This is a genomic window from Paenibacillus sp. FSL M7-1414 (genome assembly GCF_038003195.1).
GTDB lineage: Bacteria > Bacillota > Bacilli > Paenibacillales > Paenibacillaceae > Paenibacillus > Paenibacillus amylolyticus.
On the sequence record NZ_JBBOOS010000001.1, the window covers coordinates 4067122 to 4088034 of the forward strand.

Consider the following 20913-nt stretch of genomic DNA (forward strand, 5'->3'; position numbering starts at 1 on the left):
GATAGAAATGGCGTTCAACTTCGATGCTGATGATGCCCTCAGGCATGATTTGTAATCAAAAGTGGACTTTTTGAACAACCTCTAAAGGGTTGGAGTAATGCCATCTGCTGACCGTGAAATACTATAAAAGCAAAGGCGTGTAGGACAAGCTGCATCATATGCAAGTGGCCGTGCTCGTCGTATTGGATAACAGGAGGCAATGGACATGAACAACATTCAAGAGATTTTGACTTACAACAAATCATTTGTCGAGACTAAAGAATACGAAAAGTATACGGCTGGCAAGTTTCCAACCAAAAAGATGGTTATCATCACTTGTATGGATACACGTCTGGTGGAATTGCTGCCCAAGGCCATGAACCTGAAAAACGGTGATGTGAAAATCATCAAAAACGCAGGCGCAATTATCTCTCAGCCTTTCGGAAGCGTAATGCGTAGTGTACTTGTCGCCATCTATGAACTGGGTGCAGATGAAGTCCTGGTAGTGGGGCATACCGAATGTGGTATGGCTTCCCTTCACGCTGAGACCATGATTGGACATATGGTTGAGCGTGGCGTATCGGAAGAAGTCATGACTACTCTGGAGAACTCTGGCATCCGTTTGCAAAAATGGTTGCGCGGGTTTGACAGCGTCGAAGAAGGGGTAAAACATACTGTGGAAGTGATCAAGAAGCATCCTTTACTTCCTCCCAATGTACCCGTCCACGGCATGGTTATCGATTCTGCCACAGGTGAGCTTAATCTTGTCGCTGAGGGGTATGGACAACAGGCATCTCTCTAAATGGTTTGGAGTGCGGACCTTATGGTTCGCACTTTTTTTGTCTAAATTAAGGCAGTTGTTCTGTCAGGTTGTCAAACCATACAGTTTCAGTGTACACTTTTTATGAAAGCGGTCAAAGAAAGTAAAAACGATTGTTCTCTCTGACCTAGCCCTAATATTAAGGAGACATGTGCATGAACATACTTTCCTACGGATTACTCGGGCTGCTTACCCGCGAGGAGTCATCGGGCTATGATCTGATGCTGAAAATCCAGCCTCATTGGCAGGCGAAACACAGCCAGATCTATCCACTCCTGTCCAAGATGGAAAACGATGAGTTATTGGCCTCCCGCTGGGTACAACAGTCTGACAAACCGGACAAGAAAATGTACGCAGTTACGGAAAAAGGCATTGAAAAGCTCTTGGAATGGATGATTACTCCTGTTACCGCACCGGTTACACGCGATGAATTTAATTTGCGTATTTTGTGTGTTGGCATAGCGGAAGACGGAAGCATGAGACGCATTCTTAACGAGCGTAAAAGCTGGTTTATGGAACGCATACGTTATTTCGAGGATCTGAAGTCACGTATACCTCAGGATAATCTTCGTGTAGGCAACCGAGATTTTGGAAGCTACATCCTGGTACAAAAAGGGTTAATGCACGCACAAACAGGCCTGGAATGGTGTCATTGGGTTACCCAATTACTTGATGGCCAAGCTGCAATTCAAGACCCAAGTCCAAGCGTTTCAGAAATTTAATAAAATTTGAAACGTTCCTGCAAGTTGACCGTATTACATGAGTAAGGCCCATTTTTGGGCGATTCAAACAAATTAATCGGGGGGTTACGATCTTTACAATGAAGAAAAAATTCGGAGTTAAACATCTAATGATGGTATTTATGGCCTTTACATTATTGTTCGCAACAGTGGGAGTAACGAATCCGGATTCTGCAGATGCAAGACGTGGTGGCGGATTTAAATCCGGTACGAAAAGTTATAGCAATACACCTAAGAAATCCGACAGCAATGTAAGCAAATCGAATACGAATAACAATTCCAGCAATGGAGCAGCTACAACGAACCGTGGCGGATTCTTCGGCGGTGGCGGCGGATTCATGAAAGGCATGATGCTTGGTGGTCTTGCTGGTATGATGTTTGGCGGATTGTTCGGTGGCATGGGCGCTCTGGGTAACATCCTTGGATTGCTCGTGAACGTTGCAGCAATTATGTTGATTGTTATGCTGGCTATGGCACTCTTCAGAGCCATCTCCAATCGTCGCAAACCTGCCGCGGATGGTCGTTATGACCGTCGCAATGATCGTGATGATGACCGTAACAGAAACGGACGGTACTAATCTCTATGGTTCTGAGCATGGATGAAATTGTGAATGCAATCTGTATTCATATGGCAGAACGTAAGGGTGTACGTCCAACCGATGTGAACGTAGAACTGAGCTGGGAAGAAGATACAGGTTATTCCGCTGAAGTTTGGATTCAAGGCCGCAGTCAATATCTGGTGGAGTCCAATATGATTGAAGCGATTCTTCGTTACCTGCACAGTGAATACAACATCAGGGCGTACCGTGAGAATGTACGACTTGATCTGGATGAAGAAATCACAGCGATCGTTAATCAATAAGATAGGTCACTCACTGGCCTGATATACGAAAGACCGCCTCCCCTCTGTCGCCTGACAGAGATGGAAGGCGGTCTTTTTGTTTCTGTATTTGTAGCTTTATTTGTGTGTCTATTGTAGTCTCTATACGTTTCTGTGTTACGTTCTAATACTCAGACACTACGCTTGGAGTTTAACCAGGCTGTAGTTCTTCTTACCTTTACGGATAATGATGAATTTACCGCCGATGGCATGCTCTGCCGACACTGTGAATTCAAGCTCTGTGATTTTCTCACCGTTCATGGAGATCGCGCCTTTAGTGACATCCTCACGCGCCTGGCGTTTGGATGGCTCCAACCCCAGATCTACGAGCCAGTCGACGATATTTTTCGCTTCGCCGTCCGTTTCGAATGTTGGCATTTCTTTGAAACCCTGCTCGATTTCATCTGCTGTCAGGGAACGGATATCACCACTGAACAGCGCCGCTGTAATACGCTTAGCCTGTTCGAGCATTTCTTCGCCGTGAACGAATTTTGTCATTTCTTCCGCGAGTGCTTTCTGTGCTTCACGTCTGTGCGGCTCTGTCTCTACCTTTTCAGCCAAAGCTTCGATTTGTTCTTTGCTGAGGAAAGTAAAGTATTTCAAGTATTTAATGACATCACGGTCATCTGTATTCGCCCAGAACTGGTAGAACTCAAATGGTGTTGTTTTGTTCGGGTCAAGCCAGATTGCGCCGCCAGCTGTTTTACCGAATTTCGTACCGTCGGATTTGAGCATGAGCGGAATGGTCAGACCATACGCCTTCGCTTCAGATCCTTCTTTTTTACGAATCAGATCAAGACCACTCGTGATATTCCCCCATTGATCCGAACCGCCGATTTGAAGCTGTACATCTTCGTTTTGGAACAGGTGCAGGTAGTCGAGTGATTGAAGGATCTGGTATGAAAACTCGGTAAACGAGATTCCGCCTTCCAGTCTGCTCGCAACTACATCCTTAGCCAGCATTGTGTTGAGGTTAAAGTTTTTGCCGTAGTCACGCAAGAATTCAATCACATTGATTTTGTGTGTCCAATCGTAGTTGTTCACCATGCGAACCTGATTATCACCGTCTGTTACGAACAACTTCTTCATCTGCGCTGTCAGTGCATCCACATTCTCCTGCACTTGCTCCATCGTTTGCAAAGAACGTTCTGCCTGCCGGCCACTTGGATCACCAATCGTACCTGTAGCTCCACCTATCAGAATGACTGGACGATGTCCTGCCAGTTGAAAACGTTTCAGCATCATGAATGGAATTAGATGTCCGATATGCATGCTGTCCCCCGTAGGGTCAACGCCGCAGTACAACGAGATCGATTTGGTTTCAGTCAACTCACGCAGTCCCTCTGCATCTGTCTGCTGGTTAATGGCGTCACGCCACTGTAGTTCATCAATAATATTCATCATGTGTATAACCCCTTTTCTATCCTCAAGATTCAGTCATGATCAACGTTAAATTACGAAATTACACGCTGGAACGGCTTTTTTGGACACAAAAAAATCGCCTCCTTGTCTTCATTAGACACAGGGACGATTATTATAACCGTGGTACCACCCAAATTGCATGGACAACACGTGACCTTAACACGTTATCCATACCACTTTTAGCAATATATCGTTTGCCCATCCGCTTGGCATTACCCAAGTACTCCAGAGTGTAATTCGCAGCCCTTGTATGTATCAGGTTCCATCAACCCCTGACTTTCTGTAACAGGGACAAAGCCGCTACTGCGCTCTATCAACGTGATTCATGTATTCAATTTATAGCAAGTATAGCCGAACGTTTCAGTCATTGCAAGACCAAGTATTAATCTTCGAACAGAACAACGGATGCATAGTTGAAACCAGATTATATGATCATCATGTTCAATTTTCCGTGATAATAACCATAGGCTTTCTCCGCGATCTGATCCTCATTGTTCCAAAACTGCTGATCCAGCGCATCTAACTGCTGCTCTTGTTCCTTTGACAGGAATTTAGGAATATCCCACAGTTCGGTAAGCCTTTCATCCTCTTTCAAGTGCTCAATACAGCCGTATGCTGACGTTATAATCTCCACGACTTGAGTCGCATCAATAATATGTAATGCCCGCAACGCGTAACGGTATACCTCTTCCCCCCAGTTACAGAAAAACTGTATAAAACCGCCATTAAAGACATCCGCCTCTAACAGCCATAGAGCAGCAATGTTCTGCTCGTTCGAAGTCAACGATGCCCAGTCCTGTTGAGATTCATTCTTTTTTTCGACAAATAACACAGCATAGTCATACCATACGTCATTAATATCTTGCTCGCTCATGTAACACACCTCACTTTTCTTTATGCCATGCCCTCTAACTCCTGACGTTTGCCCGTCTGATGCCAATGTAAATAAGGATTACCGATCTGCTGGAAGGCTTCCAGGACACCCCTGTTCAGGTCCTTCATCACTTCATTTGTATAGTTCAAATGCGTCTCTTTATTATCCACGCCATGTCTTTCCAACAACCCTACATGCGTCGCGGTGAAAATAATATCTTCCAGCAACCAATAGATGACTTCATCCGGCTGTTTCACCCGTTTCTCCAATGAGACGAGACCACGTTCGTATATTCGAACGATATACGTATCTTTTCTACTCTCTACATAAGGCACCCCATCCCATTTAAAGTTCTCAAACAAGCGGTTAACATAGTTCTGCATCTGTTCCCTAGGGAAAGATGTACGCTCTAAAAGCTGTATAAGGATGTCTGCCAATTGTTGTTTGCTTAACATGTTGGACATGAATGCACCTGCCTCTGTAAAGTAACGTCGATGACAGAATGAAAAATGAAAAAGCTGCCCAAGGCAGCCTCTTCATTCCATACTGTTCATTCAGGTTCCACAAAAAGTCTGATACGAAGTATTGCACTGTGCTGGCAGTTCGGCATATTCAGCCTGCTCAGGTGAGTGCGCGAACGGGTCTGAAAGAACTGCCAAAAGCTTCAGCATCACGCTAAGATCTCCGTGGTTCTCCGCTTGCTCAAGGGCTTCCTCGACCCGATGATTTCGGGGAATGACGGCTGGATTGCTTGTTCTCATCAACTGTCGAGAGACTTCCTTCTCCTCTTGCTGTCTGTCCAATCTTGCTTGCCACCGCTCATGCCATTCAGCAAATTCTGTCGTGCCAAACAAAGCTGTCCCTTCCAATGTATCAAAGGTCAAAGCCAGGAACGTATTGGTGTAATCTGCACTATGCTTCTCCATAAGTTCAAGAAGCTCCTTGATCAGCGCTTCATCTTCGGCCTCTTCATCCAACAAGCCCAGTTTGGCACGCATTCCCTTGAGCCAATGATGATGGTACAATTCAGAAAATTGTGCAATAGCATCCTGAGCGAGCTGCACGGCCTGTTCTTCATCTTCATGCAACAACGGCAGAAGCGTCTCGGCAAAGCGAGCCAAATTCCACCCGGCAATATACGGTTGATTGCCATAAGCATAGCGACCTTGCCTGTCAATGGAGCTGAATACGGTTGAAGGATTGTAAGCATCCATAAAGGCGCACGGACCATAATCGATGGTCTCACCACTGATTGCCATGTTATCTGTGTTCATCACGCCATGAATGAAACCAACACGCTGCCACTGGGCAATGAGAGCCGCCTGCCGCTTAATCACTTCCTGAAGGAGCAGAAGATAGCGATTCTCAGCTTGAGCAACATCAGGAAAATGTCGATGCAACGTATAATCAGCCAATGCCCGAAGATCTTCAATAGACCCCCATCTTGCTGCGTACTGAAAGGTTGCTACCCGGATATGACTGGAAGCCACCCGGGTTAAAATGGCACCCGGCCGCTCTGTTTCGCGGATAATGTTTTCTCCAGTTGATACCACAGCCAGACTACGTGTTGTTGGGATCCCCAGTGCATACATCGCTTCACTAATAATATACTCTCGCAACATGGGCCCAACAGCAGCACGTCCATCTCCTCCACGAGAGTACGGTGTTCTTCCTGAACCTTTCAGCTGGATATCCACTCGCTCGCCCTGTGGCGTAATCTGTTCACCCAGCAGCAAAGCACGTCCATCTCCAAGCATGTTAAAATTGCCAAATTGATGCCCTGCATAGGCCTGAGCCAAAGGCTCGGCTCCTTCAGGGATCGAATTACCTGCAAAAATTTGCGCTCCTTCATCACTGTCAAGAGACTCCACATCCAGTCCCAAGCTGGATGCAAGCAATCTATTGAAAATGATCAGCTTTGGTGATTCAACAGGCACTGCGCCCTGACTTGTAAAAAAGGGTTGCGGTAACTGCGCATAACTATTCTCCAAGTTCCACCCTTTGTTCAACGTTTCTTGTTGCATGGTGATCACAACTCCTTTTCTGCACCAGGGATATCCCTTGGTTATATTGTAGCCTTGTGAACCAATGCTCATTTATGTAGTCGCATGGAAATTCAATTCAAGAGGTTGTTGACTTAAACGAACATATTAAATGTTCTTGATGAAACTTTAGCATATTTGCATGCCTTTTGCATTCCTCATGAATCGTAAGCACCAAAAAATCCAAGAGGTTTCTTTGACAAGTGGGGTCATTCCCTTTCACTCCACTTCCCAGAAAACCGTCTTGGATCTATTCCACTTACTTACTACTAGATGACACGTCTGTTATTACAAGGATTACGTGTGTGCTTCTTGAGCCTGTACAGGCTGTATTGGCAAGTTCTCTTTTTTCAAAGCAAGGTTAAAGAAGACATTAAGCAGGATGGCTGACAGGCTTCCCGTAATAATACCATCGCTAACAATAATCCGAATACTTTGAGGAAGCTGGGCAAACAGATCGGGTACAGCAGTAACACCGAGCCCAAGTGAAACGGAGCAAGCCACGATCAATAGATTGGATTGTTTGCCAAAGTCGACGTTTGTCAGCATTTTGATCCCGGATGAGACAACCATTCCAAACAGGACAACAGTCGCTCCTCCGAGGACAGCACTTGGAATAATGGTTGCAAAAGCAGCTACCTTCGGAATGAGTCCCAGAAAGACTAGAATACCTCCAGCTGCAACAACAACATTGGTCGTTTTTACTTTGGAGAGCTGAACCAAACCAACATTCTGTGCAAATGTATTGTATGGAAAAGCATTAAAGATGCCGCCCAGAACAAACGCGAGACCTTCTGCGCGATATCCCCGTGCCAGATCATTTTCGTTGATCGGTTGATCACAAATTTTGCTCAAAGCCATAAATACACCTGTTGATTCGATGATAACCACCGTACCTACAATAATCATTGTAATAATGGGGCCGATTTCAAAGGTAGGCCATCCAAAGTAAAAGGGTTGAGGTAAATGGAACCAGGAGGCTTCCTGTACAGAGGCAAAATTCACTTTTCCCATGATGGCTGCGATGAGGGTCCCCACGATAATACCAAGGAGAACAGCCAGGGATTTTACAAAACCGCGAGCATATCGATTCAGGATTAGAATGAACAGTAATACACCAAAGGAAAGCGCCAAATTGTCCAAACTTCCGAAATTCTCGCTGTTAGCTCCACCCGCCATGTTTTTAATGCCGGTTGGGATTAGCGCAAGACCGATGATGGTTACCACTGTACCGATCACAACTGGCGGAAACAATTTGACGATTTTGCTAAAAAATACGGCAAAGATAACGATAAATAACCCGGCTGCGATGATCGACCCATATATGGCAGGAATTCCGTATTGCGATCCAATCGCAATCATCGGTGTCACCGCTACAAAAGAACTTCCGAGAACCGCTGGTAAACCAATACCCAAGTACTTCCCTTTCCGAGCCTGAAGCCATGTTGCAATCCCACACGTTAACAGGTCAATGGATACCAGATATGCCAACTGCTCTGCAGTCAAATTTAGTGCTCTGCCCACAAGCAAAGGCACCAGAATTGCTCCCGCATACATCGCGAGTACGTGCTGAATTCCCAGTGAAAAAACTCTCATCTTTTTGGTTTCTTTCATCCCACGTTGCCCCCCTGAAATTAGAATCAACAGAACCGCTGCAAAATCATGTTATGTTGATTCACATTATATAAACTATTCAGGGAAGTTCCATGATTCATAACATAGAATTGTGATAAGAGATAAAGAGCCCAACTAAAATTGGGCGTGTTATACAAAAGGTGCTCTCAAACGGTTTATGTCGCGTTATATTAGTTGACACAGAAAAACGAAAATACTCTTCACACTCAGAAGAAGAGAAACATGAACTTTGGATTTAACTTCAGTGATTCATGTAAATTCATGTTAATGCATAATGTTAGAACATCATTTCTTTCATATTCTCAGCTTGTCGAGTTAAGAGGCTTGATGTTAAAACGTTGCTCCATTACCTCTCCGTTCTGGTGAACCCTCTCCGTAAACAACACTTCTTCTCTATTCATCAGAACAACGGATGAAGCTCTGGTTCCATAGTCGAATTTCTCACTTCTAACGAAGATCGGAGAAAGTAAACGTTCCCACTCCAATGGAACACCTGTATGAGGTAGATGCTCATCCACTGAAGGGTCTGCCATTTGCAGCAAACCTAATATTTGCTCTGTCAGGGTAGCTTCGTCCTCCCCTTCGATGATTTTCTCCAGCCCTTCTTTCCCACGTTTCACCTTGGGCCAATCTGTATTAATCAAGTGATTACTAATCCCGTATATTCCCGGTTTCAACTTCATCACAACATTACCCACATTAGAATAATAATAGAGGTCTTCAGGATCACCCACTAACAAATTGTAGCCAGGATAATCATTTTGACTTTGCTCCGCGTGTTGCATATACTGCTCAGGTGTGGACGTTCCCTTTAAAAAATCAGCAACCAGATCTCCTCTTGAGCCCTTGGCATGTATATCTTCATTTGGATCACGATAATTCGTAACAGCAGCCAGACGCCCACCTTTGGTTACGCCCATCCAGGTTCCCATTTTCGACAAATCCCGGCCAGCCAATATATGAGGATGGTCTTCCCAATAGTGTGCTTGAGCCGTAGGTCTGTGATAGAATTCATCCCTATTGGATCCCAATATAAGCGGATACTTTGGATGCATGTTATAAGCAAATAAAATTAAACACATGGGAATCTTCAACTCCTATATTCGTTAAACCTCTGATTTCGCGCCTTTATATAGCATAGTCAACTACAATTACATCTTCCACCCAACCATCGAGGGAAGCTACAAATGCCTGATGAGCAGGATGTGGACCATAGGCGCGCAATGCCTCTTGATCTTCAAACGTCACTCTCAATCCAATCGTGTAACCTTGGATACGATCCGTTTCTTCCGTTGCATTGATCCCTGCGGTCAGCCCGACAATCCCCGGGATTTGTTCCTGTAACGTGAGCAATTGATCCACCCATTCCTGCTGTTTAGCTAGTGTGGTTTTATCGTTAAATTTAAAAACAACCAAATGTTCAAACATCTTGTTATTCCTCCCATATCCATCCGAATATTAATGCAATTTCGTTAAATAAAGTTAATTCAACAATTCCAATCCACCCATCATATAAGGGACCACTCTGTTGGCTAATTCAGCCGGAGATTCCTGCCCGCCTTCAATATTCCATCGATACGTCATTCCATAGATCGACCAACTTAGTGTGGTTGCCGTAATTTTCAGCGTTTTGGGATCTACATCACCCGCTACTTTGCTCAATAATTCAAGAAGGAATTGCTCCAGTTGAGTCTTGATGTTCTCTTCAATAATTGGTGCAACTGTCTCATATTTTTTGATGCAACTATTACTTGAGACGTGATAATCACATAATGAAAATATAAGCTGCTGTATGGTTTCGGCTGATAACCGGGCATCCGGGTCCACTCTTTTCGTCACATATTCCATAAAAGCATCCGCTAAAAAGGCTTCAAGCAGTGCATATTTATCCTGAAAATGGGCGTAGAATGTAGCCCTGTTAATTGTGGCTTGTTCCGTAATGTTTTGAATCGTAATGCTGTTGAAATTTTTAATATTCAATTGGTTTAAAAACGCATCAAGAATTAATTGACGCGTGCGGATTACACGCGGATCATTCGAGTTTGGAGACAATACACCAGACATGTCCCAATCCTCCTTTGTACACAAAATATTTGGTTAGACTCCTTCATTATAGATAAGTGTTATTTGTTCAACAAGTGAAAGTAAGTGCAAAGACACCATACAATAATCCGTGTCTTTCGCTTAAGCAACAAAATGCTCCGATTGTTGGTTGAGCATGCCTATACACCTTGATAAGATTGCACTCGTACCCGCTTGAAGGTGCATAATAATGGAGGTGCTTAGTTTGAGTAATCAACAACATAACGTTATTTCTACGGAGCTTCTGTTCCAACCATACACTGTTCAAAAGTTAACCCTATCCTCGCGCATCGTCATGTCCCCCATGGCTCGTGCCTTCTCCCCGGATGGTGTGCCAGGTCCCGATGTAGCTGCATATTATCGCCGACGTGCCGAGCATGGTGTTGGACTCATTATTACAGAGGGTGCAACTATTGAGCATCCGTCTGCATCAAGTGAGCCTAGGCTCCCTCATATGTATGGAGAAGCAGCTCTTCACGGCTGGGCTGAAGTAGTCAAACAAGTCCATGAAGCTGGCGGCAAGATTTTCCCGCAAATTCTGCACTTGGGTATTACCCGCCCTTCTGGATCTCAACCTCACCCAGAAGCTGAATCTCTTAGTCCATCGGGAGTTGATATGGAAGGTACTCAAGTAGGTGCGCCCATGACGGAGGCAGAGATCGCAACTGTGATTCAAGCTTATGCAGATGCAGCAGCCAATGCACAAAGCATTGGTTTTGACGGAATTGAGCTTCACGGTGCACACGGTTTTCTGATCGATCAATTTTTCTGGAAAACAACGAATAGGAGAACAGACCGCTATGGCGGTAACCTACAGAAACGAACTCAATTCGCGGTTGAAGTTGTAATGGCAGTTCGTGCTGCGGTAGGTCCTGATTTCCCTATTGCAATGCGGATTTCCCAATGGAAGATGAATGATTATCAAGCCAGACTGTTCGACACCCCCGAACAACTGGAACAATTCCTTCATTTGCTGGTTGACGCAGGTGTAGATATCTTCCACTGCTCGACACGACGCTTCTGGGAGCCCGAGTTTGAAGGATCTGAGCTTGGATTTGCAGGTTGGGTGCGAAAGCTAAGTGGTCAAACCACCATTACCGTCGGTTCTGTGGGTATGCCAGATGAGCCTGAAGCAGGAGCAGATAAAACAACACATCCAGGTATGAGCGAGCTTATGAAGCGATATGAGCAAGAGGAATTTGATCTGGTAGCTGTGGGACGTGCACTCCTTGGCGATCCTGCATGGGCTGCCAAAATACGTGAAGGACGCGTATCCGAGATTCAAGCTTTTACACCTGAAGTACTCGCTACGTTACACTAAGAACAATTACTTATTGTTCCAGACATTTTTTTCTCCCCTATATAGGTTTGAACTCATGAATCAACTATACTTAGCAAAGGGCTCGCTTTCCCTCCGGGATTGCGGGTATTTTGTTTTTAGAGATATCTGTCCGACCAAACACTTCGAGCAATAGCAATATCATTCAAGAAAATTCCTTCTTTGCAACCTATAATGATCTTAACTTACCAGAAAGAAGGTGCATCATGACTCGGGAATTCCGGACTGTCGTATTTGATACCGATCTACAGCTAGAAGCTTATCAATTTGAAGGCATTATGCAGAAGTTTCCCAATCATTTTCATGACTATTATGTCATTGGATTCATTGAGGAAGGCAAACGACACCTCGTCTGCAACAACGAAGAATACATTCTGAATAGTGGTGACATGATTGTTTTTAATCCACATGATCCTCATGCCTGCGAACAGGTCGATGGCAGAACCCTCGATTATCGCTGTATCAATGTCCAGCCTGAGGTTATGCTAGATTATGCGAGAGAGATTACCGGACAAGCTTACTTGCCACGGTTTACATCCCCCGTTCTCTACCAAAGTGAACTTGTGGGTTCCCTGCACGAGCTGCATCAGATGATTCTGGAAGAGCAATCGGATTTCTGCAAAGAAGAATTGTTACTCTTACTACTGGATCAATTGCTGCGAGATTATTCGGATGCTGAACCACCTGTTTCCACACAGGATGTTACCTTGGAGATCAGACGCATATGTGATTACATAGAAGCTCATTACATGGAGAGCATCTCGCTGAACGAGTTAGCCGATTTGACGGAGATGAGCAAGTACCACCTGCTGCGTTTATTCACCCGCCAGAAAGGAATATCACCTTACCGTTATCTGGAGACGATTCGCATTAATCAAGCCAAACGTCTGCTGGAACAAGGTCTGCTTCCGATTGAAGTAGCCGCACAGACAGGATTCAGTGACCAGAGCCATTTCACGAATTTTTTCAAAAAACTGATCGGCCTGACACCCAAGCAATATAGACGTATCTTCAATCATGATTCGGAGTTGAAACGAACCTCCACTAACATCGTATGACAAGTCATCTTGATCATCAAAACACTAGAGCCTCTACCGGACATTTGCTCGCTTTGTTTACTATACTGATCTGGGGAACTACGTTTGTCTCGACCAAAGTTCTGCTGATTGACTTTACTCCAGTGGAGATTCTATTTTTCCGTTTCCTGATCGGATATTTGGTACTGTTATTGATTTATCCACGTTCACTGCGGATCGTCTCATTCAGAGAAGAATGGTTATTTATAGGAGCAGGACTATGTGGAGTAACCTTATATTTTCTTATTGAAAATATTGCTCTGGTGTACACAACAGCTTCCAACGTGGGTGTTATTGTCTCCATCGCCCCGTTCTTCACTGCCGTGCTCGCACACTTCTTCTTAGATGGTGAGAAGTTAACTCGCCGCTTCATTATCGGATTCGGGATTGCCTTGAGCGGCATCCTACTCATCGCACTGAACGGCAGTTTCATCCTGCAACTGAATCCGATAGGTGACCTGCTTGCTTTCATAGCACCTGCGGTATGGGCGATCTACTCTGTGTTAATGCGGAAAATTGGCGAGCTTCGTTATCACACCATTGGTACAACTCGCAAAGTGTTCTTCTATGGCCTGATCTTCATGCTGCCAGCTCTATTCCTGTTCGAATTCCATTGGGAACTCGGGCGCTTCACGAACATGACCAATCTCTCCAATTTCCTCTACCTCGGTCTGAGTGCCTCCGCGTTGTGTTTCGTGACCTGGAACCGGGCCGTAAATCTTCTCGGAGCTATCCAAACGAGCGTATATATCTATCTGGTGCCTGTCATTACTGTTGTGTCATCTGCACTGATTCTTCAAGAGCAGATAACCTGGGTGATTGTACTCGGAGCTTTCTTAACCTTATTTGGATCTTACATTTCAGAACAAAAAGGACACAAGCTTAACAACAAAAACACTAATCCGCATAGGGGTTAGTGTTTGCTTCATTTTTTACTGATATAACTGGACATCGTGGTTGACCACCGTTGGCATGAGCAGAAGTCATTCATTTTATCTCATTTAATTGAGACAGCAGAATCTCCAGTTCCTCTTGCTCCAGATGACGCCATTGCCCCCGCTCCAGTTGATCCAGCGTAATATTCATAATTCGCACGCGCTCCAGCTTGAGGACTCGGAACCCCAAGGCTTTGCACATTCTACGGATCTGCAGGTTGAGACCCTGTGTCAGAATAATACGAAATACATTGTCACTTTGCCTATACACTTCGCTGGGCTTGGTCACCACGTCCAGAATTTCAACGCCTTCAGACATGGACTTTACGAATTCGTCAGTTATGGGTTTGTCTACAGTCACTACATATTCTTTATCATGATTATGCTCCGAACGCATCATCTTGTTCACAATGCCTCCGTCATTCGTAAGCAAAATTAACCCCTCAGATGCCTTATCCAGCCTGCCTATCGCAAATATGCGAGAAGGATAATTCATAAATTGAATGATGTTCCCCTCCACATGTTCTGCTGCTGTGCAGACAATACCGATGGGTTTGTTCAGAGCAATGTAGACAGGTTCGCTGTCATTACGAGGAATCTGCTTGCCATCAATGAGTACCACATCGTGAGGTTCAACTTCCGCCCCTTTTTCACATACCCTGCCATTGATCGTTATGCGTCCAGCTGCAATTAAACGGTTCGTTTCCCTGCGGGAGCAGAATCCCGTTTCACTTATGTATTTGTTAATTAACATGTGTCACCGCTTCTCATCTATAGTATTGCCACTGGTGCTTAGAGTGCTGGTACGTTCATTCGCTTCGTGCAATCAGTTAGTACCTTGTACTGATTTTCATTCCACATCATCTCATTTATACTGAAACGAAGCAATGATTGGTTATATAAAAACACATACAACGTTACATAGGAATGCCAAAATACACTCTGGAAGGAGTTTCTCATGTACAAAGTTACTCGATTTACAGTTGACCCCGATGATCCAAACCAAGACTCTGGCATGTGGATTGGTGGAGAAACTGCATACATTTCCGACTGGCCTCTCAACCCTGAGGGGCAACCTTTATTGCATCTGTTCTCCATCAATTGCAATACACTTTCACAGCAGATCCATATCCCTTCTTTACCACAAGATAAATATATCTCGGTCTTCTCGACCTACTCCGCCTCCGAATACTTTCTGGATCAGGTAACCTATACGGGAGATGAACTGGAATGGAACGAGAATATTGTTGCCGGATGCACTTATGTCTCGGTATCTTCGCATCCACTCACTTCCGTATGTCCCGTTCCACCCATTCCGTTAAGCGGCGTACGTTTGATTGAAACGGAGTTAGACGAACGGGAGTTCCCTGCATTTTCATTTTTCTCTCCCACTGTACCAAACGGTGTGAAAGGAATTGACCATTTGCTAGAGGAACATCAACTGGTGTGTCAAATATATTCCGGAGATTTTCCTGAGCCTTATCGGGATATATTGGGTCTTCCCGATGCAAATGGTTATTTATTTTTGCGAAAGGGTCCCGCGTCTGCTCACGCACCATTCGATGGAATTTTCTTTGTACAGACTGCTTAAGAGCGATACGTAGAAGTCAGGTATCATCATATAAAACGGTTAATCAGAACGTTTCCCGTCTACCTAGACAGGGAACGTTTTTTTATATATGCACGTTTTACTATTCTCGATCAATACAGATGCCAAACCCTGTTAAAAGGTCATATGGATTGAATCATATCTACCCTTTCGACACGAAATCGTTTTAGAAAAAACTTAGCACGAGAAATATTTCTTTTCATCAAAATTTAACATTATTTTACAACAAAAAGCATGTACATTTGGACAATTATGGTATAAGTTATATATGAAATAAACATTAATTACATAATATAAAATTTTCACCCAACTAGGAGGCGGGCTTTTGAAAAGAATATTCGCTCTAAGCTGCGGTTTTTATCTGTTAATCGGCATAACCAGCGTTGTGCTCGGTGCACTTCTCCCTGTTTTATTGTCACATTATGAGCGCGGTTACAGTGATGGCGGATTTTTGTTATTTCTGCAGTTTCTTGGATTTCTTGTCGGTGTCATCGCAGCTCCTGCCCTGACAGCCCGTATCGGAAGAAAAGCGATGCTGACCCTAGCTCTGATCTGTATTGTAGCTGCTTATATATTACTCGGTTTTTTGCCATCCTGGTCTGTAGTTCTTCTTCTCACGATTATCGTAGGTTTCGGTTCAGGTATCATCGAACCCTCTGTAGGTGCATTCACAATCGAATTCACTGAGAATCAAAAGGCGGTCGCCATGTCCAAGCTGGATGTCTTCTTTGCTCTTGGAGCACTTCTCATCCCGGCTGTCGCTGCTTTATTCATCTGGATAGATCTGTGGCATCTTACTTTTTATACGGTGGCCGTGTTGTCACTGGTTCTCATGCTGCTGTGGATTACTATGCCCCGGCCAGCCGCACTGTATCTGGAACAGGCTGGTGAGAATACAGTGGCACATGCAGCAGGTAAAGCCCGATATTCGAGAAAACATCTGGGTCTGCTGACAATCTTCGTCATCTTCTTTTTCATCTACATGGGATTGGAACTGGGATTGATGAACTTCCTGCCCTCCATTCTCGTAGAACGATTGCACCTTCAGGAATCTGTCGCATCGCTGAGTGTCTCCATCCTGTGGATTGCGATGATCATCGGTCGTCTTTTCTCCGGGAAAATAGCGGAAGCCGTCAACTATATGCCATTCCTGATCTGGAGCACGGTTGGCACGCTTTTGTTTACGGTCGCTATGGTATTTGTAACTGGACAGTGGGCAACGTATGTGCTGATCTTCGGAACCGGTCTGTTCATGTCAGGGCTGTTCTGTATCGCACTAGTCTACGCAAATGTTCTGATTCCCGGTATGACCGAGCGGACAACCAGTATCCTGATCGCATCGGGTGGTATTGGAGGTGCCATCTTGCAGTATGTGACTGGATGGAGTATGAGTACAGGGCCTGTCGTGAATACGATCTGGATTTTGGCCGGATTCTGTCTGATCCTGCTGCTCACATTGATGATCTCTCATCTATGGACTGTAAAAAATAATGCAGTACGTGCTGCTCTCGCACAACATAGCAAGGAAATGTAAACATCGTTTCTTAAGGGAGGTGATGCCCGCATCATCCGGATTGTTGAGCTTCGTTCGAGCTAGTACACCATTATATTGGAGGAAATCGTATGCAAACTTTAACCAACAACCGCTTCATAGCCGGAAAAGGGATTAAGTTGATTGACGATTCAGGTGTTGAATACCTGGATGGCGTGTCGGGCACGTTCAATCTGTCACTGGGCTATAATCACCCACATGTTGTCAGCAAAATTCAGGAACAAGTCGGCAATCTGACGCATATGTCTTCCTCCTTCACTGAACCGTACGTAAATGAAGTACTTGATCACTTAATCGAATATGCTCCAAACGACATTAATGCCGGATGGATGCGGGATATCACTGGTTCAACTGCCAACGAATGTGCAACCAAAATTGCACAGAAGTATACCGAATCGACAGACATCATCAGCCTGTATCTGTCCCATCATGGGCAGACCCAATTTGCCACCGGGATTTCGGGAAATGCCTTCCGGCGGAAACGATTCCCCAATTCGGCTGTTGCTAACGCTGTCCATGTACCTGCCCCATACTGTTATCGCTGCCCATTCAAATCCTCAAATGGAGACTGCGACTATCAATGCGTTGAAGCTATATCTGATGCGATAGAATATGCAAGTTCCGGCTCAGTCGCCTGCATGATTATCGAACCTATTCTCGGGAATGGCGGCAATATCATCCCTCCCGCTGGATATTTCAAACGTCTGCGTAAACTGTGTGATGAGTACAATATTATTCTTATTGCCGACGAAGTACAGACAGGCATCGGTCGTACCGGAACCATGTTTGCCAGCGAACTGTTTGATATCCAGCCTGACATGATCACCCTTGCAAAAGGACTTGGCGGGATCGGCGTACCTGTTGCTGCGGTATTAATGCAATCCCGGTTGAATGTGCTCGAAAAGCACGAACACTCCTTCACCTCAGGAAGTAATCTGATCTCCGTAACTGCTGCCAAATCCACCTTGGAAGTGGTATCCGAACCCGGATTTCTGGATGCGGTGAAACGTAAAGGTGAAATTTTGGGTGAGTTGCTGCAAGAATTGGCTATGAAATACCCAAGTATCGGTGAAGCTCGTGGTGTCGGGTTAATGTGGGGGTTGGAGATTGTAGGTGACGGTAATGAACCGGATACGCTCAAAACCAATGCCATTGTTGACCGTGCTTTTACAGATGAGCATCTAATCTTGAGAAGTTCAAGATATGGATTTGGCAACGTTGTTAAGGTCCGGCCTTCCCTGACCACAACCGAAGACGAACTGGTTGAGATTGTGGAGCGGCTGGATTCAGTGCTCGCCAGCGTTAATTAAAACATTTCAATGCAACTGTTCGAAGTGGTCGTTTCGGTTACGAATCGTTCTTATGATCGCTGTTATCAACGGATTTTCTTGATTTCCCTTTCCCAAGGGAAAAATCCGTGGATAGCGTATGCTCCCGAAGTAGCTTTCTTTCAGAAAGCTTTGAGGCGAACGCTTCGCTTCTCCAGAATCGATTTCGTCCCCTTCACTACTTTCGTATCTTGTCAAAAACTGTTTAAGATGAATCGCTATATTTATATTTTATATAATTATAAGGAGGTTATATCATGCTTGCATTGGTATACAAATCGGCTTGGGATGTGGCTCTTGAGGAAAGGCCTGTCCCTGAAATTACAAGAGATTATCAGGTGTTGGTTCGTATTCGGGCGACAGGCGTATGCGGTACCGATCTCGGTATTGTCAGCGGCAAATATCATGCGGTTCCTTCTGTCATTCTCGGTCATGAGTCTGCCGGGGAAGTCATTGCTGTTGGCTCTGCGGTAACGACATTACAACCGGGCGACCGTGTTGTGATCGATCCTACCTACTATTGCGGACAATGTGACATGTGCAGAACAGGCAGACAAAATCATTGCACACACAAGTCTGTTACCGAGACAGGTGTGAGTGCTGACGGGACATTTACAGATTATTATGTGACCGAGGATCGTTTTTTGTACAAATTGAAGGACCATGTGAGCTATGAGGAAGCGACTTTGACGGAACCGCTCAGCTGTATGCTGACGGGGATTAATCAGATTCATCTACTGCCGAATTTCAGAACAATCATCCTCGGTGCAGGCCCGATTGGCATTCTGTACAGCTATGCGCTCGCTTCCAAAGGGGTTACCGGCTGTCTGGTTGACATCTCCGAAGAACGCTTGGCCATTGCTGGTTCTATTGCACCTGATCGTTGGGAAGTTCATTCATCCTTCGAAAATGCCATAGAATCACTGTCACCCGCAACCCATCAGGTCGATATGATTGTGGATACAACGGGCGTTGTGGGCACACAAGTGCTATCCCAGCTCGCCAGCGGCGGTTACCTGATGCTGGTTGGTCTGAGAGATGGAAACACATCCTTCAATCCCAAGGAAGTTGTGGACCGCAGTCTGAAAATCATTGGTTCCATCGATTCTCTGGGGACATTTGCTACCGCACATTATATGATTGAACAAGGGATTATTCCGGCAAAAAAAATCATCACCCACTCCTTCCCGTTGGAGGATTACGAAGAGGCTTTCCGCACACTTGGTTGCGATATTCAGGGACGCACACTTCAAGCCTCTTCACATGCCATTAAAGTTGTGCTGCAATCCAGCGGTTCCAGTTTCTAAAGTGGAAGGTTAACCATGAAAGGACTACATTAGAGATATATTTATACACAATCCTGGAGGAGGAATACAACATGGCAGCAAACCAAGAATCTAACGGACTGGGAGCGCCCAATGATGACATCATTCAAGCGGTCATTTTTGACATGGATGGTGTACTGATTGACAGCGAACCGATTTATTTTGAGATTGAGCGCAGCTCTTTTACCCATTTTGGAGCAAGGGTGACTGATGAAGAACATCATAACTATGTAGGAGTTACGCTGGAATCCATGTGGCAGCAGGTATTGGACAAACATCAGCTGACCGCTACGCTGGAAGAAATATTTGCTTATCATCAACATAATGTGATGCAAACGATGCTCGCCCATTCGAATCTGACGGCAATGCCTTCCGTGGAACGCTGGTTAAGCTGGCTGCATGAGCAACATATACCCATAGCCGTTGCTTCTTCCTCTCCACGTGCACTGATTGATTTGATCATGGACAAGACCGGTCTTGGACAATACTTTGAGGTGAGAATGACAGGTGAGGAAGTTACAAACGGCAAGCCGGCACCAGATATTTTCCTGACCACAGCTGAGATGATTGGTGCATCCCCGTCGAATTGTCTGGTCATTGAGGACTCGCGCAATGGTGTTCAGGCCGCCAAAAGTGCAGGCATGCGCTGCATCGGATATCGTAATCCGGGATCAGGCAATCAGGACTTGTCCAAAGCCGATCTTCAGATTTCCAGTTACGATGAGTTATGGACATTAAAGGATACACTGCCCTTTGAAGGCAGATTGCCAAGCTTGTCAAAGTTTCGCTGAGAAGATCGTAATAAAAAAGATCGTAATTTCGGAATGAGGATTTAGAAAAAAAAACAACCCAAACGGCTTCAATTCATTCGAATTGGAGCTGTTTGGGTTTTGCTTGCTGCAATGGGTATTACATGAGGACACATACTGTAATTTCAACTAAACCGAAAGATCGAGACTTCTACCCAGATTGGGATGAGGAGCAGGCATTGACTTCAACATTTCCGCCATCTGCTGGCCTTGCTGCTGTGCCATGTCTTTTGTAATCGACATCACTTGCAAGCTTGCCGACTGCACTACTGAAGCTTGGCTCATCGCCATTGATAATGCTGCAATATCCATGTTCTGCACTCCTTTCACTTTCTGATTACATAGATGTACTTATTATATATCGGTCAGTAGAGAGGAATTGTTAAAAGGTCGATCAAAATGTATACGGAGGATTCTTTCGTTTCCACGATCTGTTGAATGAACATCCGCAATTTCAATAGTTGAT

Annotated in this window: 22 protein-coding genes and 1 other annotated feature; of the genes, 12 read left to right on the plus strand and 10 right to left on the minus strand. The window is 44.9% G+C overall.

The genetic code is table 11. The annotated features are described in order from the left end of the window. The first annotated feature begins 205 nt into the window (after nucleotides 1-205). The 4 genes from MHH92_RS17625 to MHH92_RS17640 all read left to right on the plus strand — a co-directional run bounded on the left by MHH92_RS17625 (nucleotide 206) and on the right by MHH92_RS17640 (nucleotide 2401). A complete protein-coding gene (locus MHH92_RS17625; protein ID WP_340905279.1) occupies nucleotides 206-781 on the plus strand; it encodes a beta-class carbonic anhydrase in 576 nt (191 codons plus the stop codon). Between the two features lie 173 nt (nucleotides 782-954). Further along, complete coding sequence (locus MHH92_RS17630) at nucleotides 955-1521, plus strand: PadR family transcriptional regulator (RefSeq protein ID WP_036613540.1); 567 nt, start codon at nucleotides 955-957, stop codon at nucleotides 1519-1521. A 98-nt stretch (nucleotides 1522-1619) separates the two neighbouring features. Continuing rightward, a complete protein-coding gene (locus MHH92_RS17635; RefSeq protein WP_036613538.1) occupies nucleotides 1620-2117 on the plus strand; it encodes a hypothetical protein in 498 nt (165 codons plus the stop codon). 5 nt (nucleotides 2118-2122) lie between these two features. After that, nucleotides 2123-2401, plus strand: a complete 279-nt coding sequence (locus MHH92_RS17640) for a YxcD family protein (protein WP_017687903.1) — start codon at nucleotides 2123-2125, stop codon at nucleotides 2399-2401. Nucleotides 2402-2557: 156 nt separating this feature from the next. On the opposite strand, the gene tyrS is transcribed toward MHH92_RS17640, so the two are convergent. The 8 genes from tyrS to MHH92_RS17680 form a co-directional block, all read right to left on the minus strand. Continuing rightward, nucleotides 2558-3820, minus strand: a complete 1263-nt coding sequence (gene tyrS / locus MHH92_RS17645) for a tyrosine--tRNA ligase (protein WP_340907700.1) — start codon at nucleotides 3818-3820, stop codon at nucleotides 2558-2560. Nucleotides 3821-3939: 119 nt separating this feature from the next. Beyond that, nucleotides 3940-4167: a binding site (T-box leader), on the minus strand. Between the two features lie 98 nt (nucleotides 4168-4265). After that, entirely contained in the window at nucleotides 4266-4715 is a 450-nt protein-coding gene (locus MHH92_RS17650) for a DMP19 family protein (RefSeq protein ID WP_340905283.1), read from the minus strand. A 20-nt stretch (nucleotides 4716-4735) separates the two neighbouring features. Continuing rightward, nucleotides 4736-5179: an Imm63 family immunity protein gene (locus MHH92_RS17655; RefSeq protein WP_340905286.1), complete on the minus strand. Its 444-nt coding sequence runs from the start codon at nucleotides 5177-5179 to the stop codon at nucleotides 4736-4738. Nucleotides 5180-5269: 90 nt separating this feature from the next. Continuing rightward, nucleotides 5270-6739 (minus strand): protein adenylyltransferase SelO, encoded by a 1470-nt coding sequence (locus MHH92_RS17660; RefSeq protein WP_340905288.1) that lies wholly within the window; start codon nucleotides 6737-6739, stop codon nucleotides 5270-5272. A gap of 315 nt (nucleotides 6740-7054) precedes the next feature. Then, on the minus strand, nucleotides 7055-8371 hold the full coding sequence (locus MHH92_RS17665) for a nucleobase:cation symporter-2 family protein (protein WP_340905289.1): 1317 nt from the start codon (nucleotides 8369-8371) through the stop codon (nucleotides 7055-7057). A gap of 323 nt (nucleotides 8372-8694) precedes the next feature. Next, nucleotides 8695-9474 (minus strand): NRDE family protein, encoded by a 780-nt coding sequence (locus MHH92_RS17670; RefSeq protein WP_340905291.1) that lies wholly within the window; start codon nucleotides 9472-9474, stop codon nucleotides 8695-8697. Nucleotides 9475-9520: 46 nt separating this feature from the next. Further along, a complete protein-coding gene (locus MHH92_RS17675; protein WP_076250139.1) occupies nucleotides 9521-9820 on the minus strand; it encodes a Dabb family protein in 300 nt (99 codons plus the stop codon). A gap of 54 nt (nucleotides 9821-9874) precedes the next feature. After that, nucleotides 9875-10456, minus strand: coding sequence for a TetR/AcrR family transcriptional regulator (locus tag MHH92_RS17680; RefSeq protein WP_340905292.1), 582 nt, complete (start codon nucleotides 10454-10456; stop codon nucleotides 9875-9877). A 223-nt stretch (nucleotides 10457-10679) separates the two neighbouring features. Here MHH92_RS17680 and MHH92_RS17685 point away from each other — a divergent pair, with 223 nt between their 5' ends. From MHH92_RS17685 to MHH92_RS17695, 3 genes are all read left to right on the plus strand, one after another. After that, on the plus strand, nucleotides 10680-11795 hold the full coding sequence (locus MHH92_RS17685; RefSeq protein WP_340905294.1) for an NADH:flavin oxidoreductase: 1116 nt from the start codon (nucleotides 10680-10682) through the stop codon (nucleotides 11793-11795). Between the two features lie 224 nt (nucleotides 11796-12019). Further along, nucleotides 12020-12871 (plus strand): AraC family ligand binding domain-containing protein, encoded by an 852-nt coding sequence (locus MHH92_RS17690; RefSeq protein ID WP_253501054.1) that lies wholly within the window; start codon nucleotides 12020-12022, stop codon nucleotides 12869-12871. Further along, nucleotides 12868-13806: a DMT family transporter gene (locus tag MHH92_RS17695; RefSeq protein WP_253501057.1), complete on the plus strand. Its 939-nt coding sequence runs from the start codon at nucleotides 12868-12870 to the stop codon at nucleotides 13804-13806. The genes MHH92_RS17690 and MHH92_RS17695 overlap by 4 nt, the downstream gene beginning before the upstream one ends. Before the next feature lie 70 nt (nucleotides 13807-13876). Here the strand turns inward: MHH92_RS17695 and MHH92_RS17700 are convergent, their stop codons facing one another. Further along, nucleotides 13877-14578, minus strand: coding sequence for a pseudouridine synthase (locus tag MHH92_RS17700; RefSeq protein ID WP_340905295.1), 702 nt, complete (start codon nucleotides 14576-14578; stop codon nucleotides 13877-13879). A 204-nt stretch (nucleotides 14579-14782) separates the two neighbouring features. On the opposite strand from MHH92_RS17700, the gene MHH92_RS17705 reads away from it, so the two are divergent. From MHH92_RS17705 to MHH92_RS17725, 5 genes are all read left to right on the plus strand, one after another. Then, complete coding sequence (locus MHH92_RS17705) at nucleotides 14783-15415, plus strand: DUF1963 domain-containing protein (protein WP_253501062.1); 633 nt, start codon at nucleotides 14783-14785, stop codon at nucleotides 15413-15415. 343 nt (nucleotides 15416-15758) lie between these two features. Further along, entirely contained in the window at nucleotides 15759-16967 is a 1209-nt protein-coding gene (locus tag MHH92_RS17710) for an MFS transporter (protein ID WP_253501065.1), read from the plus strand. 89 nt (nucleotides 16968-17056) lie between these two features. After that, nucleotides 17057-18295 carry an aspartate aminotransferase family protein gene (locus MHH92_RS17715; protein WP_253501068.1) on the plus strand — a complete coding sequence of 413 codons (1239 nt, stop codon included), beginning with the start codon at nucleotides 17057-17059 and terminating at the stop codon, nucleotides 18293-18295. A 275-nt stretch (nucleotides 18296-18570) separates the two neighbouring features. Further along, nucleotides 18571-19620, plus strand: coding sequence for a zinc-dependent alcohol dehydrogenase (locus tag MHH92_RS17720; protein WP_047843442.1), 1050 nt, complete (start codon nucleotides 18571-18573; stop codon nucleotides 19618-19620). A 71-nt stretch (nucleotides 19621-19691) separates the two neighbouring features. Next, complete coding sequence (locus MHH92_RS17725) at nucleotides 19692-20429, plus strand: HAD family hydrolase (protein ID WP_340905297.1); 738 nt, start codon at nucleotides 19692-19694, stop codon at nucleotides 20427-20429. Nucleotides 20430-20576: 147 nt separating this feature from the next. On the opposite strand, the gene MHH92_RS17730 is transcribed toward MHH92_RS17725, so the two are convergent. Then, on the minus strand, nucleotides 20577-20759 hold the full coding sequence (locus tag MHH92_RS17730) for a YjfB family protein (protein ID WP_036613510.1): 183 nt from the start codon (nucleotides 20757-20759) through the stop codon (nucleotides 20577-20579). Nucleotides 20760-20913: the final 154 nt, after the last annotated feature.